Raw genomic sequence first — 15,699 nt, forward strand, 5'->3', positions numbered from 1 at the left:
GCTCTTCCGATCTCTTGGCGTGACGGCTGCTTAAAATTACTCGACAGAGAGCTTCTTAAAAAAGGCGGCTTGACCGTCGATATCGAACCTCGCAACGGCGAACAACGCTCATGGCCCGCACCCAAAGACGGCCCTTTGGCTCAAGCGCTCGGACGTAAAACCAAAACCGTTGTCGATGCTACTACCGGCTGGGGCCAGGACAGCTTGCATATCTTTCGTATGGGTTACGAACTGCTGTGTATAGAACGGTCTCCTGTTATGGCGGAATTGTTGATAGACGGCTTTGCCCGCTTGGCGCAACAGGACTGGATGCAGCACCTTAATCTTGAACCTCCCCAGTTACTACAAGGTAACGCCATCGAATTATTAGCTAATTTGGAAACTCCGCCGGATTGTATTTATCTTGATCCGATGTTTCCGCCCAAACGCAAAAAATCGGCACTCGCCAAAAAATCAATGACGGTATTGCGCGACCTGTTGGGCGATGATCAGGATAAGGAACAGCTTTTTGAGGCGGCTTTAAACGTTGCCGGAAAACGCGTGGTGGTAAAAAGCCCCGATTATGCGGAACCCTTGGGCGGCAAGTCTAGCCAAAGTTTTCAAGGTAAGTTGTTGCGGTATGATGTTTATTTGAAACTTTAGACCTTCCAGGTTTATAAAACCTGGAAGGTCTGATTGCAACGGCCAGCGAACGTCCACTTTAAAACTCAACGATAACGGTAAAAAAATGTCAGACTGGATAGATGCAATAGATGAAAATGCCTTAGCGGATGGCGAGCACATCGTCGTAGATGTGGATGGCACAGATGTCGCTATTTTTAAAATTGACGGCAAATTTTATGCGCTTGAGGATGTCTGCACTCACGACGGAGCGGAAATAGCCAGCGGCAAACTGGAAGGCGACGAAATTATCTGCCCCCGTCATGGCGCACGTTTTTGCGTAAAAACCGGCGAAGTAAAATCCCCTCCCGCCTATGAAAATATCGACTGTTTTCCGCTTAGAATCGAAAACGGCAAAGTCCAGGTTAGGGATAATCGTTGGGATTAAGGTTATTCCGTAAGTCTGGGCCTAGCGCACTAATGTGACAACCTCTTAAAAAACCCAACAGCAGCTTGTCAAATAAGGATTGAGTCGATTGTGCGCTGCCTCTTAAATGGTCTGCCTTTCTCGGTATTTTGTGTGTCTATAAAGGAACCGATAAATGATCGGACGATTTTCTTATGGGTATAACTCCTTAATATATATGATTTTAAAGCGTTACTGTTTAAAGAATGGGTGAGTTTTGCGTTGCCTTACCTGAAGCTTCTTTTTGCTGTTGCGATAGGTAGGTCCCGCCCATAACCACCGCCATTATCAAAAGATAAACCATTGAAACGATGCGTCTGGCTTTTTTACTCTGCTCATAGTTGTTCATATCCGAATCCTGAAACCTTAAAAAATCGAAATAATACAATACTACTTCTTAATTCATTAATGAAGAATCTTAGCAGTGTTGTTACGCAAGGAACTTTTTTACAAGGCATTGATTTTGTGCGTTTAAGGTGAGCTTAAGATTCGTTAAGTTAGAATTGGGTCAGATTTAAATAAAAAAGGCTCTATCCTATGAATAAAATCATGCTAGCAGTTCCTGTTTTTTTTATATGTAATTGTTTTGTTAACCCAGCCGAAGCATCCGAACATCGTCAAGTTCATAGGTCTTCAAAATCCTCTGTAGCAAAAACCCATAAAACCAAGCATCATTCAGATAATCATCTAAGTACGGTTTCCTGGTATGGTTCTAAGTTTCATGGTAAAAAAACTGCCAGCGGCCAGATATATAACATGTATGAGATGACTGCCGCACATAAATCTCTACCTCTTTTATCTTACGCCAAAGTTACCAATCTGAAAAATCACCGTAGCGTAGTTGTTCGTATCAATGATCGTGGTTCATTCCACGGAAAAAGAGACATGGATTTATCCTATGCAGCAGCAAAAGAACTGGGTATTCAGGGATTAGGCTCTGTAGAAATCACTCCGCTGAGCCTCAAAGAAGCATTGTCACCTTCAAGTAACGTCAGCAGAATAAATAAACGTGGCTAATACCGATGCACTGAAGAGTATAAAAAAACCTCTATTTATTCTACGTTCGTCGCGTTAACAGAGCAGAGCGAACTAATAAGATCCTAATCGGCTTGTTCAAAGCAGATTTCTTGATGCGTATCCAACGCGCAAACTCACTTTAAATTAATTCATTCTGCGATCATAAGCAGATAATAGCTGTAATGTAGATTTGTTTCAGTATTGATACTGAAAAAATTTAAGGTACGCTTATGATTCGGGACTTAGCTCGTGTAAAATGTAATTTATTCTGTACAGCACCCGGCCCATTCAGTCAGCAACACGAGACTTTAATAAATAAGCATGTCGTCAGCAACCAACGAAACTTTAGTTATATACCACGCCGATTGTTTGGATGGCTTAGGCGCAGCATGGAGCGCATTTTGCAAGTTGGGTACTCAAGCTCGTTACATTCCGGCTCGCTATGGCGACGATATCCCCGACTTTGAACCGGGAGCAATACTTTATATATTGGATTTTTCTTATTCGCCGCAGCTATTGGTCAATGCCTCAGCGAAAGCAGACCGGGTTATCCTGATTGACCATCACATGACTGCGATGGAACAATGCGATACCTTTTTCAAGGTGCAGCCACTGCCTGAAAATTTGTCAATCAATTTCGATATGTCGCGGAGTGGTTGCGTATTGGCTTGGCAGTATTTTTTCCACGATCTAAAACCACCCAAAATTTTGTTGCATATAGAAGATCGTGATCTTTGGCATTTCAAGCTGGACGGTACTCGCGAAATAACAACGGCGCTGTATGAAAGAACGCCTATTAATTTTGCCGAGATAGGTACGCTTGATCTGGCGGAGCTATCGGCAGTAGGTCGCATACAGGTTGAGCAATTTGCAGGAATGGTAAAAAGGCTCGCCAAATCCGCGCATAACGTCTCGGTGGCTGGCCGGACCGGCCTTGCTGTGAACGCGCCGTCATTTTTCTCCAGCGATCTTGGTCAAGTGCTGGCTGAAAAATCAGGCACGTTTGGCATGACTTATCAATATGACGGTAAAAGACAGAAATGGAATTTCTCTCTACGTTCAATCGGTGATTATGATGTGGGCCATCTGGCGCAAAATTTTGGCGGAGGAGGGCATAAAAACGCTGCGGGTTTTGCATTGGATAATAATCCATTTTTCTAATGTCCCTGCGAGTAAGGCTAAATTAATTGGTCATATCGTTCGTAGCGTCGTTAATCCATTAATATCACTAGTTATTAGTAATATTGTAATTAGCATAAAATGCTCTGTATTGATGCTAGAGTTTATTGCATGACTCGAAGTGACGGTTCTTAATCGATAATAATGCTATTGAGGGTTATAATACGTCAATTGAATTCTGAGCAACCCTAGCAGGGAACTTCCAATGAGCATCATTCGTCAAGACGATCTTATTCAAAGCATTGCCGATTCCCTGCAATATATCTCCTATTATCATCCGTTGGACTTTATCAAGGCCATGCATGAGGCTTATCGAAGGGAAGAGAATCCGGCGGCCAAAGACGCAATCGCGCAAATCTTGGTCAACTCCCGGATGTGCGCAGAAGGCCATCGCCCGATCTGCCAGGATACCGGCATTGTTACGGTATTTTTAAAGATTGGCATGAATGTGCAATGGGATGCTGACATGAATGTCGCTGATATGATCAATGAAGGTGTTCGGCGTGCTTATCTACATCCTGACAATGTGTTGCGCGCTTCGATACTGGCCGATCCAGCCGGTAAACGCATTAACACAAAAGATAATACCCCTGCCGTGATTCACATGGAGGTTGTGCCCGGCGATAAGGTTGATATTGAAATAGCTGCTAAGGGTGGAGGATCCGAGGCTAAGGCAAAGTTCGCGATGCTCAATCCTTCAGATAGTATTGTTGACTGGGTGTTAAAAACCGTCCCCACCATGGGAGCGGGCTGGTGTCCGCCCGGCATTCTAGGCATAGGCATAGGCGGAACGGCTGAAAAAGCCATGCTGTTGGCAAAGCAGGCATGCATGGGATCGATAGATATTCATGAGTTGATCACGCACGGCCCTCGCAATGCAGTTGAAGAATTGCGTCTGGAACTGTACGACAAAGTCAATGCGCTGGGTATCGGTGCCCAAGGCTTGGGTGGACTTACCACGGTGCTGGATATTAAGATCAATGACTATCCGACTCATGCGGCCAACAAGCCGATTGCTATCATTCCTAACTGCGCTGCGACCCGGCATGTGCATTTTGTGTTGGATGGCAGTGGCCCGGCCGAATTTAAACCGCCGCGTTTGGAAGATTGGCCTGAAGTTTCTTGGGATGCAGGCGTGACTGCCCGCAGAGTTAATCTGGATACTGTGACGCAACAGGATTTGGAAAGTTGGAAACCCGGAGAAACCTTATTGCTTAGCGGTGTCATGCTAACCGGTAGGGACGCGGCGCATAAGCGCATGGCTGAGTTCTTTGAACGGGGCGAAGCATTGCCTGAAAGCGTCGATTTTAAAAACAAATTCATTTATTACGTAGGGCCGGTCGATCCGGTTCGCAATGAGGTAGTAGGGCCTGCAGGTCCTACTACGGCAACACGCATGGATAAGTTCACCGAAGGGATGCTGGATAGAACCGGCTTGCTTGGAATGATCGGCAAGTCCGAGCGTGGGCCTGATGCGATTGCCGCGATTAAAAAACATAAAGCCGTTTATTTGATGGCGGTTGGCGGTGCGGCTTATCTGGTATCAAAGGCCATTCGTAAGTCGCGTGTCGTCGCTTTTGAAGATCTTGGCATGGAAGCTATTCACGAGTTTGTTGTTGAAGATATGCCTGTCATGGTCGCTGTTGATACCCAAGGAGTATCGGTGCACCAAACCGCACCTAAGATCTGGCAAGCCAGAATTGGTAAGATTCCCGCTGCGGTTGAGTAAAATCAAATGGGGTTGATTTTAAACAGCTGGACGGGAACGAATTTGCGCTTGAATTTACAAAAATGTACCCCATTAATATTGTAATTACTGCGTAAGATTACAAAATATAAAATATACACACGTTAAGCTAAAAAAATATTCTGAAACAGAAGTATTGATTTGTGTTGATTTGTAATTGCAGTTATCTTAATCAATAGTTTTAAATAATAAGGAGAAATCGGATGTCAAAAGGCCAAAATTTACAGGATAACTTTTTAAATGCGCTTAGGAAAGAGCATACACCTGTTTCTATTTTCCTAGTTAACGGAATAAAGTTACAAGGCAAGGTAGATTCATTTGATCAGTACGTGGTTATGTTGAAAAATACTTCGAGCCAGATGGTATATAAACACGCCATATCTACCATTGTACCGAGCAAGGCCGTGAAGATGAATCATGATCATGAACCTAGTGAAGAATGATAAGTTCTTGGTGTGAGTTTTATTTATTGCCGGTTAGACTACAAAGTAGCAAGAATAATAATTTTTTTATAATTACGTCTGTGAGGTGTTTAATTGTTTGATCGTCCCGAATCAGGTGAACGAGCCGTACTTGTTCACCTGACACTTCGTTCCATGCATGAAGACCTTTTAGAATTAAAAGAATTAGCCAAGTCAGCAGGAACCGATCCAGTCTACGTCGTAACCGGCACACGCAAAAAACCTGATCCAAAATATTTTGTCGGCAAAGGCAAACTTGACGAACTTAAAAGTATTGTCGAAACCTATAAAGCCGACATCGTTTTATTTAATCATCCGCTTTCACCGAGCCAGGAAAGAAACCTTGAGGGCTTTCTGGGCGTTCGTGTGGTCGACCGAAATGGGCTGATTCTTGATATTTTTGCTCAACGAGCCCAAACCTTTGAAGGTAAACTACAAGTTGAATTGGCTCAATTACAGCATTTATCGACCCGATTGGTTCGAGGTTGGACGCATTTGGAACGTCAAAAAGGCGGTATCGGTCTTCGCGGACCGGGTGAAACCCAGCTGGAAACCGACAGGCGACTATTGGGGTTGCGTATTAAGCAAATTCAGCAGCGATTAGATAAAGTCGATAAGCAAAGACACCAAGGGCGCAGCAAAAGAAAAAAAGCCGAAGTTCCATCGGTTTCCTTGGTAGGGTACACCAATGCCGGTAAATCGACCTTGTTTAATAGGCTCACAGGCGCCGATATTTATGTGGCGGACCAGTTGTTTGCTACTCTGGATCCGACCTTGCGTAACTGCAAACTTCCAAATAGCAGCGAGATTGTGTTAGTCGATACGGTGGGTTTTATACGGCACTTGCCGCATGAGCTGGTCGCGGCGTTTAAATCGACGTTGCAGGAAGCCAGTGAAGCGGACTTATTATTGCATGTGATCGATGCGAGCAGTGATGACCGGGCAGAGACAATTTACCAGGTTAACCAGGTGCTTGAAGATATTGATGCCAATGAAGTCAGGCAGCTTGAAGTTTTCAACAAAGTAGATTTACTCGATGACATCCAGCCACGGATTGAACGGGATGATGCCGGTAATCCGGTTCGGGTATGGTTGTCCGCCGAAACCGGTGCCGGTGTTGACCTGCTTTATCAGGCTTTGGCCGAGATATTTTCAAATACAAAAATCAAAAGAGCCTGTCATTTGCGGCCTGATCAAGGCGATATAAGAGCAAAATTATTTGCTTGCGCCAAAATCCTCAGTGAGGAAACCGATGATTTGGGTGGCTGTGAATTAGTCGTTGAAATTGATACAAAGTATTTGGGTTTATTGAAATCGGTTGAGATTGAAGAAATATTTTAAAGACACAAGGCGGAAGTAGTCGATTTTTAGACTTTGGCTGTTCTCCCTGCGCCGTATCTTAAAAGACCTCATCATGAGTAAACCTGACGCGTTCTTCAGCCGTACGCCCCAGCGCTTTAGCAAACCATGGCGGCGGCGCATCAAACACTTTTTGAAATTCTTTTAACTGATCTACCGCTTCGGTTACATCAGGCACCTTGATCGGGTAAATATCGGCACGAATCACTTTAGCCGCAGCCGGGCCTCCGATAGATTGCACGAACATGACATGGCAATCTTTAATTAAATTGGCTCGAAACAGGTTTCTATCCTCAGCACTGTCGGCTTCGATAGTTGATCGTATATCGACCAATTTATAATCATGCCGTGATAACTGATAAACCAGGAAACGTATGCAGGAACCGAAATGTCCGTTAATTAATGCGCCGCTGTTTGAACCTATGGCGACGCGGATAGAGTCGGGCATGTCGCCTTCTTTATAAGGCAATATTTCCGGCAGGTCTTCATCTTCCGCCTCGTCGCCCCACAGGTAGCGTACCGCTAATTTGATATTGGCGAGGCCGATGCCGATATCCTCGCCATCTTCTTCCCCATCCAAGCTGCCCAAACCGGTTTTAAGATTGGTGACAGTGATGGATTTTAATTTTTCATCATCCAAAGGCGTACCCAGTCGCTCATGTAATATTTCCAGTAGTCTGGATATGTCGATGCCGGGCAGAATGCGCGATGCTAATGCAATACGTAAGGCTAGTTCTCGGGGCAATGCTTCCATTTTAATCTCCTGATTTAACAAGCTTGGATAATAATTTGAGTATTTTTCTGGTGGAGGCTAAATCCAACGCAGTGAAATTGTCATGCGTTTTAAGGTCTGGATCGGCGCCGGCCGCCAAGAGTTGTTCAACAACTTTTTCTCTGCCGCTGGACGCTGCAAAAATCAAAGCGGTAGCGCCGGAGGCGGGATTTTGATAATTAATGTCGATGCCTGCATGAATCAGTGCATCGATACAGTCGCTGTTATCGGCATAGCAAGCTGCCCACAATGCGTTATTGCCATATTGATCCATAGCATCCAGCGCAGCATTCTGTTCGATCAAAAAGAAAACCATATCACTGCGTCCTTGCTGACTTGCCAAAATCAAAGGATAAATGTCGGCGCTGTTCTTTAACACCGGTGGGCTACAGAGAAATAGTTATTTTGTAACCACTCTCGTATTTCCGGCTTCATCATGCTGCCTGATGTTTTTCTTTCCAGCTGGAATAACCGCCTTCCAAGCTATAAACATCTTTAAAACCGAAGTCGCCGAAAAACTCGGCAAGATGCTCGCTGGCATGGCCGTAGTAACAATAAATCAACAGGCTGCGCTGCTTATCGCCGCGTTTGACTAATGAGTCTTTTAAGCCTTCGTGAACGTGCAGAGCATCTGCCAAATGTCCAGCTCTGTAATCTTTCATATCCCTACAATCCAGAATCATAGGCTTGGACTCTTTAATAAATTTTTCAGAATCGGCAATAGAGATGATTTTGTATTTCATGACAGTGTTAATGACTTCAGAAAGTCATTCCTCAAGGTGCAGGTTGTAGTAAAACTAACAATAAAATAGATTTTGTCGCTATTGAATATAGTTAGCGGCTTTATTTCTTAGCGTTAATGACTGTATGAATGCCATATCAATTAGTGATGCAAATTATCTGCCATAATATTGAATGCTGTGTTTTCCGAAGTAGCCGAGATATTGCAGGCAAAAAAAAGCGCCCTAGTCGAGAAAATAGGACGCTGAAGGTACAACGCTCAGGAAGGGGTTGTTCAATCAAAACTAACTACTCGAATTATTAAGCATTAATAGTGCCAATATTCGATACGCCGATATTTCAAGCGATTGTCTTAGTTTGAATAATAAATTCAGGTAACATTTGCACCAAACGCAGCTATTTATGTTGTTTAGCTGCCCTGATTTAGTGCACTTTCTACGGTTTTTCCAAATCCATTCCCCGGAAAATTGAGCAACGTTTGAATATATCCAAAGTCGGCGTTACTTTTTTATGTTGGCAAAACTTTGCGACCAGTTTGGAAAGCCCTTTAATGTCGCTGCCTGTGGCTTCCGGGAAGCTATCCACTAACTGACTGATTAAATCAGCATCAACGTCCAGATCGAATTGATCGACCATGACCTGCCAAATTTTGCGGCGGGCATCTTTGTCCGGCGGATAATACTTAATCAGCGCAATACAATGGGAAGCAACGCTTCATCTAAGATATTCATACCAATGGCTAAACAACACTGACAGGCGTTTAAATCCCGGCAGTGTTGTTAGTATCAGCGAAAAGCGATTTTTAATCATAGGGTGGTGTGCAGAACAAAAGCTTAAATTGCGCCGACCGCGGCTTCTTTAACCACCTCAATGGTGTTTTCTTCAGCTTCGGCAAATGAAACGAGCGGCGATTTCGGGTTATACGATTTGGCCGCTGCATACGCGATGGCGACTTTATCTTCAGCGGATTGATTCTTTAGCTCGCTTTTTTCGATATACAATTCTTCGAGCAATTCATTCCATACCAGGCCTTGTTTGAAAGGCATCAATTTATAGGTAACGCCTTCCAGTTCAACCTGCATCCCTTTGCCGATATTTTCTACATAGATTAAAGCGGCGCAATCTTCCGCAATATCGGCTTTATATTTTTCAACAAAAATGGGCAGCAAATCGAGTGTAGGCAACAAGCCGTTAATAAATTTGATCTTGTCGTTTTCAATTATCAAAGCTGAATGAATCAACAGTGCTTCAGGTGGTTTACGGTCATTTGTTGAGCCTTCGCGTAGCGCTCCTTCTTTTAAAACCAAGTCGCCGCGATAAGCATAAACACCCGCAGTACCGGTTTGACCGTTGACCAAAGTAACAGTTAGTAATCCTTTGGCTTGATAAGTTTCTAGTAACATTGTTGTTTCTCCAGATGGATAAGGGGTAGAGGTTTTGCGATTGCCAGTTCTTCACACATTAACCTTCGTGAAGCATGGTTTATGCCATGTTGAAATGTTGGATTATTTTGTTTTAAAACAGGAAGATGGAAGTGTTTTAGGCGGTTTGATTGTCGGAGTTGCAATTTCTAAGTCAACAATGCAAATTTATTTTGTAAGAAATTGTCGGAAACCGTACATGGTTAGTGGAAACCTTTGATTCTCAATCTCTGGAGGCTGTGCAAGTATCCTGAAATTAGGCAAATTCGCGAATTTCTACATAAAGGATCAATGGCTTCCAGTGAATTTTCTGGTTCCCACGTACTGCTTGGATAAAAGGTAGAGCCGGTGCAATGGCGGGGCTCAAGTTGTTATTTTTTGTTTTTAATCGTAAGTGCCGCGCTATGAAGGGCTTTGGAAAGGGTAGGGTGGGCGTGTATGGTTCGAGCCAAATCTTCGCTGCTGGCGGAGAATTCCATGGCCAACACGGCTTCAGCAATCATTTCAGAGGCTTGGGATCCGATAATGTGTACGCCGAGTATGGTGTCGGTGTCTGCATGAGCGATGATTTTAACTATGCCCTCAGTTTGCCCCGTGGCTTGAGCACGGGCTGTGACGTTTAAAGGAAAGGTGCCGATTTTAATGGATTCGCCCATCGCTCTTAAAGCTTGTTCGGTTTGGCCTACCCAGGCAATTTCAGGAGCAGTAAAGATAACGCTGGGCAGGATTTCATAATTGACCTGATTATGGAGACCGGCGATTTGTTCGGCGACAAACAGGCCTTCTTCTATGCCTTTATGGGCAATCATCGGGCCGAGTAAGGTCAAATCGCCTATTGCGTAAACGCCGGGCAGAGTGGTTCGGCAGTTTTCATCGACATGGACATAGCCGTTTTCGTCGAGCAGTAAATCGGCTTCGGCAGCAGCCAGATTTTCGGTATTGGGTTTTCGGCCGGATGCGACAATCAGTTTGTCGACACGCAGAGCATGAGTGCCGTCACTATCCTGATATTCTACAGTGACTTTTTTACTGCTTTTTCTCGCTGAAATAACCCGGGCACCCAAGCGCAATTCCAGTCCTTGCTCGCTGTAGATACGATAAGCTTCCAGCGCAATTTGCTGGTCGGTCAGACTTAAAAATGATTCCTGTGCTTCCAGTAGAATAGTTTCTGATCCGAGCCTGTTCCAGATGCTTGCCAATTCAAGGCCGATAACGCCCGCCCCGATAATGGCTAAGCGCTTGGGTACTGCGTCGAGATTCAAGGCCATCGTCGAGTCGATAATAAATTCATTATCAATCGGCGCGCAGGATAAATCCATTGGAGAAGAACCGGTGGCCAGAATGATATGCTTGGCTTCGAGCACCGATACAGCCGAGCGGTCGGCCTGTGTAATTTCCACCGAATGCCCATTAAGCAGCTTGGCTTTTGCTTGAATGCAGTCGATTTTGTAATGGGCGAACGAGTCGGCAATTTGCCGGCTGAGCGAGCTGACAATGGCATTTTTGCGCTGCATCATTTGCGCAATATCTACAGAAACACCCTCTACCTGTATGCCGTGTTCTTTTAAATTGTAATTGATCGATTGATAAATTTTCGCCGATTCCAGCAAGGCGATAGATGCAACACAACCGGCATTCAGATAAGTGCCGCCCAGGCTGCTTTGGCCTTTTTTATCGAGCCAGTTATCGATGCAGGCGGTTTTTAAACCAAGCTGTGCGCATCGGATGGCGCTGGAATAACCAGCCGGTCCAGCGCCGATCACGATGACATCGAATGATTTCGCTTTTTTCTTTGACATAGTCTTATATGTTAAGCAACAGGTGAGCAGGCGCTTCCAGACATTCTTTAATCGTAACTAAAAATTGCACGGCCTCGCGTCCGTCCACCAGCCGATGGTCATAGGATAAAGCCAGATACATGATCGGCCTGATAACAATCTGCCCGTTTTCAACTACAGGGCGCTCTTTGATGGCATGCATACCCAAGATAGCGCACTGCGGCGGATTGAGTATCGGCGTGGACAGCATCGAACCGAAAATGCCGCCGTTAGTGATAGTGAAAGTGCCGCCTTTCAAGTCCTCATAGGTTAAGGTGCCGGACCGGGTCTTTGCGCCGAAATCGACGATGCTTTGTTCGATGCCGGCAAAATCGAGTTGATCTGCATCGCGCAGTACCGGCACAATCAGGCCGCGCTCGGTGCTGACAGCTATGCCTATGTCATAGTAGCCGTGATAGATAATATCGTTATCGTCTATGGAGGCGTTAATGGCCGGAAAGCGCTTTAAAGCCTCAATTGAGGCTTTAACAAAGAACGACATAAAGCCCAGCTTGACATGGTGCTTTTTTTCAAAGCGTTCTTTGTATTGGTTGCGAAGATCGATCACGTTCTGCATGTTGACTTCATTAAACGTGGTCAGCATCGCCGCATTTTGCTGCGCCTGTAACAGGCGTTCGGCAACTTTGGCTCTTAGGCGGGTCATCGGGACGCGCTGTTCCGGCCGTAAATTTGAAATCCCCCTGCTTTCAGCCTCCCCCTTTGGCAAAGGGGGACTGAGGGGGATTTCGGCTTCTTTGGGCGCTTCCGGCTCGGCTTTGGTGGGCGCCGAAACTATCAGCTGAGCCTCCTGCAGGCTTTTTTTATGCAGATAATCCAACACATCGGTTTTAGTCAGGCGGCCATCTTTTCCCGTGCCTTTGATAGCGGCTGGATCCAAAGCATTTTCAGCAATTAACCGGCGTACTGAAGGGCTTAGCGGTATCTCGGATTCTTCCTCATGTTCAGGTTCAGGGTTGGTCGCCGCTTTTTTTGGACCTTCTTCTACGGCTTGAGGTTCCAGTATGGCCAGTACATCGCCCCCGACTACAATGGAACCGTTTTGCTTATGTATTTTGCTGAGGACGCCTGATTCCGGCGCCGGGACTTCAAGCACCACTTTGTCCGTTTCAAGGTCAACGAGGTTTTCGTTTTTGGTAACAGTGTCGCCGGGCTGCTTATGCCAAGTGATTAGCGTTGCGTCGGAAACGGATTCGGGTAGATTCGGAACTAAGACTTCAATGCTCATATTATTTTCCTGAAGGTTTGCCGTAAAGCGCCGATTGAACGACAGCTTTTTGTTGTTCGATATGGACGCGGAAATTCCCGACAGCTGGCGCTGCCGACGCCTCGCGACCGGCATAGGTCATGCTGATCTTGGAGCCGATATTATCGGCAAAGTGATGCCTGGACTGATACCAAACACCTTGATTTTGAGGTTCTTCTTGACACCAGATGAATTCTTTAAGCTGCGGGTATTTGCTGATTTCCGCTTTAAATAACTCATCGGGAAAAGGATAAAGTTGCTCTATGCGGGCAATAGCAACATGCCTCAAGTCGTCCTGTCGACGTGCTTCCAGCAGTTCGTAGTAGACTTTGCCGGAACACATGACCAGACGAGTCACTTTTTTGGGATTGATGTCGTCCTGCTCGCCGATTACAGAAAGGAATTGGCCGTTAGTTAAATCTTCCAGTGTGGAAACCGCAAGTTTATGCCGTAGCAAGCTCTTGGGACTCATAACTATTAATGGTTTCCGATAGGGGCGCAGCATCTGGCGGCGTAGCAGATGGAATATTTGTGCAGGCGTAGTCGGGCTGCAAACCTGCATATTATGTTCGGCGCAGAGTTGCAAGTAGCGTTCCAGCCGGGCAGAGGAATGCTCCGGCCCCTGGCCTTCAAAACCGTGCGGAAGCAACATCACCAGATTGCACATACGCCCCCATTTGGTTTCGCCGGAACTGATAAATTGGTCGATAACGACTTGCGCGCCATTGGCAAAATCGCCGAATTGCGCTTCCCATATAACTAAGGTATTCGGCATCGTCGTGCTGTAGCCGTATTCGAAACCTAATACGCCCGCTTCGGAAAGCAGGGAGTCAAATATCTGGGCATTGCCTTGATCTTTGTCCAGATGTTTGAGCGGCGTATAGGTTTTGTTATGTAGTTGATTATGCAAAACAGCATGGCGATGCACAAAAGTGCCGCGGCCGACATCTTGCCCGGTCAAACGAACATTGTACTTTTCCATCAGCAGGGTCGCATAGGCGATGTTTTCAGCAAATCCCCAATCTAAAGGCATTGCTCCGGCCGCCATTTTACGACGGTTGTCCATGACTTTGGCGACTCTTGGGTGCATTTCAAAACCGGTCGGCAGTCTTTGCATTCTGTCGTTACAAAAGCGCAGCCGATCCATCGAAACCGATGTGTTGCAGGGGGCTTTCCAGTCGCTGCCCAGGAATTTGTTCCATTGATTGGTATACGGGTAAGGTCCGTCAGCCAGAATGGGTCTGGAAACGACTTCGCCGGCTTCGAGCAATTTTTGGTAGTTTTGCTCCAACTCTGTCACTTGTTTATCGGTAATCAGCCCGGCTTTAATCAGTTTTTCGGCGTATAGTTTCCGTGTGGTTTTTAGTTTGCGGATTTTTTTGTACATCAAGGGCTGGGTGGCCGAAGGCTCGTCTGCTTCATTATGACCAAGCCTGCGATAGCAAATAAGGTCGATGACTACATCCTTATTAAAAGTCATCCGATAATCTATCGCCAGTTTGGTTACAAAGATAACAGCATCGGGATCATCGCCATTAACATGGAAAACCGGGGCCTGGATCATGCTGGCGACATCGGTACAATAGAGAGTCGAGCGTGCATCCTTGGGATTGCTGGTTGTAAAACCGATTTGATTGTTGATCACAATATGCACGGTTCCGCCGGTAGTAAAAGCGCGGGTTTGGGACATGTTTAATGTTTCCATGACGATGCCTTGCCCGGAAAAGGCCGCATCGCCGTGGATCAATATCGGGATAACCGTATTTTTGCCGTTCTTTCCTGCTCTATCCTGGCGAGCTTTGACCGAACCTTCGACCACCGGGTTGATAATTTCCAGATGCGAAGGGTTGAATGCCAGCGTTAAATGGACCGGGCCGCCGGGAGTGCTAAGGTCTGACGAAAAACCCATGTGATATTTCACATCGCCGGTACTGACGCCGGGCGAGAGCGGTGAAGTACCGGTAAATTCATTAAACAGGCTGGCAGGGCTTTTGCCGAGAATATTGACCAGCACATTTAACCGGCCTCGATGAGCCATACCGATCACAATTTCATTAACACCTTTTGTGCCGAATCCCTGAATTAATTCATCCAGAATCGGGATCAGCGATTCTCCGCCTTCCAGGGAAAAACGTTTTTGGCCGACGAACCGATTGTGCAAATAGTTTTCTATGCCTTCAGCGGCAGTCAATAATTTTAACAGCCAGTGCTTTTTTTCAGGTTCCGGCTCCAAGTTGGATTTAGAACTTTCCAAGCGGTTAATTATCCAGCGTCTGATATTAGTATCGACTATATGCATGTATTCGGAGCCGATACTGCCGCAGTAAATCTCTTGCAAATTAGCGATAATGTCGCGTAAAGGCAGCCGGTCAACACCGTAAAGCGCACCAGTATCGAATAGGGTATCCATGTCGGGCTCGGAGAGACCGTAATAAGCAGGATCCATATCGGGAGGGGGCGGTAAGGTTTTTCCCAGCGGATTATTGTTGGCAATCTGATGTCCGCGAACCCGGTAATGATTAATAAGCCGGGCAACAGCCGATTGTTTTTTGACGCTTTCTTCGGTAAAGCCTTGTAATTTCGCCAGTCTGCCTTGAGATTTAAGCGCAAGCTGCGCAAAACGCTCTACAACAGGGCTATGAGGCGTCTCAAAATCAGCGCCGTTGTGAATTTCGTTGAATTTTTTTTGCCAGCTGGTTTCAACCGAATCAGGGTCTTCCAGAAACCGTTCATATAAGTTTTCAACAAAACCGGCGTTACTGCCATATAGCGAAGAAGAATCTTGAAAAAGTTTAAGCAGTTTACTCATCAGGAATGTCCAATTTATTCTGCAAGGATTTTGTCTTTGTCTGAAC

General features: G+C 45.7%; 16 protein-coding genes. 7 read left to right on the forward strand and 9 right to left on the reverse strand.

The genetic code is table 11. The annotated features are described in order from the left end of the window. Both EPO18_RS02930 and EPO18_RS02935 read left to right on the forward strand, forming a co-directional pair. Positions 1 to 642: class I SAM-dependent methyltransferase (locus tag EPO18_RS02930; RefSeq protein WP_292430286.1), on the forward strand; the 642-nt coding region annotated here is incomplete at its 5' end. A gap of 85 nt (positions 643 to 727) precedes the next feature. Continuing rightward, a complete protein-coding gene (locus EPO18_RS02935) occupies positions 728 to 1,048 on the forward strand; it encodes a non-heme iron oxygenase ferredoxin subunit (protein WP_292430289.1) in 321 nt (106 codons plus the stop codon). A gap of 217 nt (positions 1,049 to 1,265) precedes the next feature. Here the strand turns inward: EPO18_RS02935 and EPO18_RS02940 are convergent, their stop codons facing one another. Continuing rightward, a complete protein-coding gene (locus tag EPO18_RS02940; protein WP_292430293.1) occupies positions 1,266 to 1,415 on the reverse strand; it encodes a hypothetical protein in 150 nt (49 codons plus the stop codon). A 188-nt stretch (positions 1,416 to 1,603) separates the two neighbouring features. On the opposite strand from EPO18_RS02940, the gene EPO18_RS02945 reads away from it, so the two are divergent. The 5 genes from EPO18_RS02945 to hflX all read left to right on the forward strand — a co-directional run bounded on the left by EPO18_RS02945 (position 1,604) and on the right by hflX (position 6,811). Next, the gene (locus tag EPO18_RS02945; protein WP_292430296.1) at positions 1,604 to 2,083 is read left to right on the forward strand and encodes a septal ring lytic transglycosylase RlpA family protein; all 480 of its coding nucleotides are present in this window, start codon (positions 1,604 to 1,606) and stop codon (positions 2,081 to 2,083) included. Between the two features lie 321 nt (positions 2,084 to 2,404). Next, on the forward strand, positions 2,405 to 3,244 hold the full coding sequence (locus EPO18_RS02950; protein ID WP_292430299.1) for a DHHA1 domain-containing protein: 840 nt from the start codon (positions 2,405 to 2,407) through the stop codon (positions 3,242 to 3,244). Between the two features lie 223 nt (positions 3,245 to 3,467). After that, positions 3,468 to 4,991, forward strand: a complete 1,524-nt coding sequence (locus EPO18_RS02955; RefSeq protein ID WP_292430302.1) for a fumarate hydratase — start codon at positions 3,468 to 3,470, stop codon at positions 4,989 to 4,991. Positions 4,992 to 5,212: 221 nt separating this feature from the next. After that, the gene (gene hfq, locus EPO18_RS02960) at positions 5,213 to 5,452 is read left to right on the forward strand and encodes an RNA chaperone Hfq (protein ID WP_292430305.1); all 240 of its coding nucleotides are present in this window, start codon (positions 5,213 to 5,215) and stop codon (positions 5,450 to 5,452) included. 93 nt (positions 5,453 to 5,545) lie between these two features. Beyond that, positions 5,546 to 6,811, forward strand: a complete 1,266-nt coding sequence (hflX, locus tag EPO18_RS02965) for a ribosome rescue GTPase HflX (protein WP_292430307.1) — start codon at positions 5,546 to 5,548, stop codon at positions 6,809 to 6,811. Positions 6,812 to 6,869: 58 nt separating this feature from the next. On the opposite strand, the gene EPO18_RS02970 is transcribed toward hflX, so the two are convergent. From EPO18_RS02970 to EPO18_RS03005, 8 genes are all read right to left on the reverse strand, one after another. Then, complete coding sequence (locus EPO18_RS02970) at positions 6,870 to 7,583, reverse strand: dinitrogenase iron-molybdenum cofactor biosynthesis protein (RefSeq protein ID WP_292430310.1); 714 nt, start codon at positions 7,581 to 7,583, stop codon at positions 6,870 to 6,872. Position 7,584: 1 nt separating this feature from the next. Continuing rightward, positions 7,585 to 7,980, reverse strand: coding sequence for an ankyrin repeat domain-containing protein (locus tag EPO18_RS02975; protein WP_292430312.1), 396 nt, complete (start codon positions 7,978 to 7,980; stop codon positions 7,585 to 7,587). 55 nt (positions 7,981 to 8,035) lie between these two features. After that, entirely contained in the window at positions 8,036 to 8,344 is a 309-nt protein-coding gene (locus tag EPO18_RS02980) for a rhodanese-like domain-containing protein (protein ID WP_292430314.1), read from the reverse strand. Positions 8,345 to 8,777: 433 nt separating this feature from the next. Next, complete coding sequence (locus EPO18_RS02985) at positions 8,778 to 8,978, reverse strand: hypothetical protein (protein ID WP_292430318.1); 201 nt, start codon at positions 8,976 to 8,978, stop codon at positions 8,778 to 8,780. Positions 8,979 to 9,175: 197 nt separating this feature from the next. Then, positions 9,176 to 9,745: a hypothetical protein gene (locus tag EPO18_RS02990; RefSeq protein ID WP_292430321.1), complete on the reverse strand. Its 570-nt coding sequence runs from the start codon at positions 9,743 to 9,745 to the stop codon at positions 9,176 to 9,178. Between the two features lie 389 nt (positions 9,746 to 10,134). Then, positions 10,135 to 11,562, reverse strand: coding sequence for a dihydrolipoyl dehydrogenase (lpdA, locus tag EPO18_RS02995; protein ID WP_292430324.1), 1,428 nt, complete (start codon positions 11,560 to 11,562; stop codon positions 10,135 to 10,137). A 4-nt stretch (positions 11,563 to 11,566) separates the two neighbouring features. Then, entirely contained in the window at positions 11,567 to 12,826 is a 1,260-nt protein-coding gene (gene odhB / locus EPO18_RS03000; RefSeq protein ID WP_292430327.1) for a 2-oxoglutarate dehydrogenase complex dihydrolipoyllysine-residue succinyltransferase, read from the reverse strand. A gap of 1 nt (position 12,827) precedes the next feature. Continuing rightward, entirely contained in the window at positions 12,828 to 15,653 is a 2,826-nt protein-coding gene (locus tag EPO18_RS03005; RefSeq protein WP_292430330.1) for a 2-oxoglutarate dehydrogenase E1 component, read from the reverse strand. Positions 15,654 to 15,699: the final 46 nt, after the last annotated feature.

This window comes from Methylobacter sp. (genome assembly GCF_004322395.1).
In the GTDB taxonomy this organism is placed as follows: Bacteria; Pseudomonadota; Gammaproteobacteria; order Methylococcales; family Methylomonadaceae; genus Methylobacter_A.

Bases quoted from the DNA above. Each gene is read 5' to 3' on its own strand.
- EPO18_RS02935 (WP_292430289.1), top strand. From the start codon at position 728: ATGTCAGACTGGATAGATGCAATAGATGAAAATGCCTTAGCGGATGGC.
- EPO18_RS02940 (WP_292430293.1), bottom strand. From the start codon at position 1,415: ATGAACAACTATGAGCAGAGTAAAAAAGCCAGACGCATCGTTTCAATG.
- EPO18_RS02945 (WP_292430296.1), top strand. From the start codon at position 1,604: ATGAATAAAATCATGCTAGCAGTTCCTGTTTTTTTTATATGTAATTGT.
- EPO18_RS02950 (WP_292430299.1), top strand. From the start codon at position 2,405: ATGTCGTCAGCAACCAACGAAACTTTAGTTATATACCACGCCGATTGT.
- EPO18_RS02955 (WP_292430302.1), top strand. From the start codon at position 3,468: ATGAGCATCATTCGTCAAGACGATCTTATTCAAAGCATTGCCGATTCC.
- hfq (WP_292430305.1), top strand. From the start codon at position 5,213: ATGTCAAAAGGCCAAAATTTACAGGATAACTTTTTAAATGCGCTTAGG.
- EPO18_RS02970 (WP_292430310.1), bottom strand. From the start codon at position 7,583: ATGGAAGCATTGCCCCGAGAACTAGCCTTACGTATTGCATTAGCATCG.
- EPO18_RS02980 (WP_292430314.1), bottom strand. From the start codon at position 8,344: ATGAAATACAAAATCATCTCTATTGCCGATTCTGAAAAATTTATTAAA.
- EPO18_RS02985 (WP_292430318.1), bottom strand. From the start codon at position 8,978: ATGGTCGATCAATTCGATCTGGACGTTGATGCTGATTTAATCAGTCAG.
- EPO18_RS02990 (WP_292430321.1), bottom strand. From the start codon at position 9,745: ATGTTACTAGAAACTTATCAAGCCAAAGGATTACTAACTGTTACTTTG.
- lpdA (WP_292430324.1), bottom strand. From the start codon at position 11,562: ATGTCAAAGAAAAAAGCGAAATCATTCGATGTCATCGTGATCGGCGCT.
- odhB (WP_292430327.1), bottom strand. From the start codon at position 12,826: ATGAGCATTGAAGTCTTAGTTCCGAATCTACCCGAATCCGTTTCCGAC.
- EPO18_RS03005 (WP_292430330.1), bottom strand. From the start codon at position 15,653: ATGAGTAAACTGCTTAAACTTTTTCAAGATTCTTCTTCGCTATATGGC.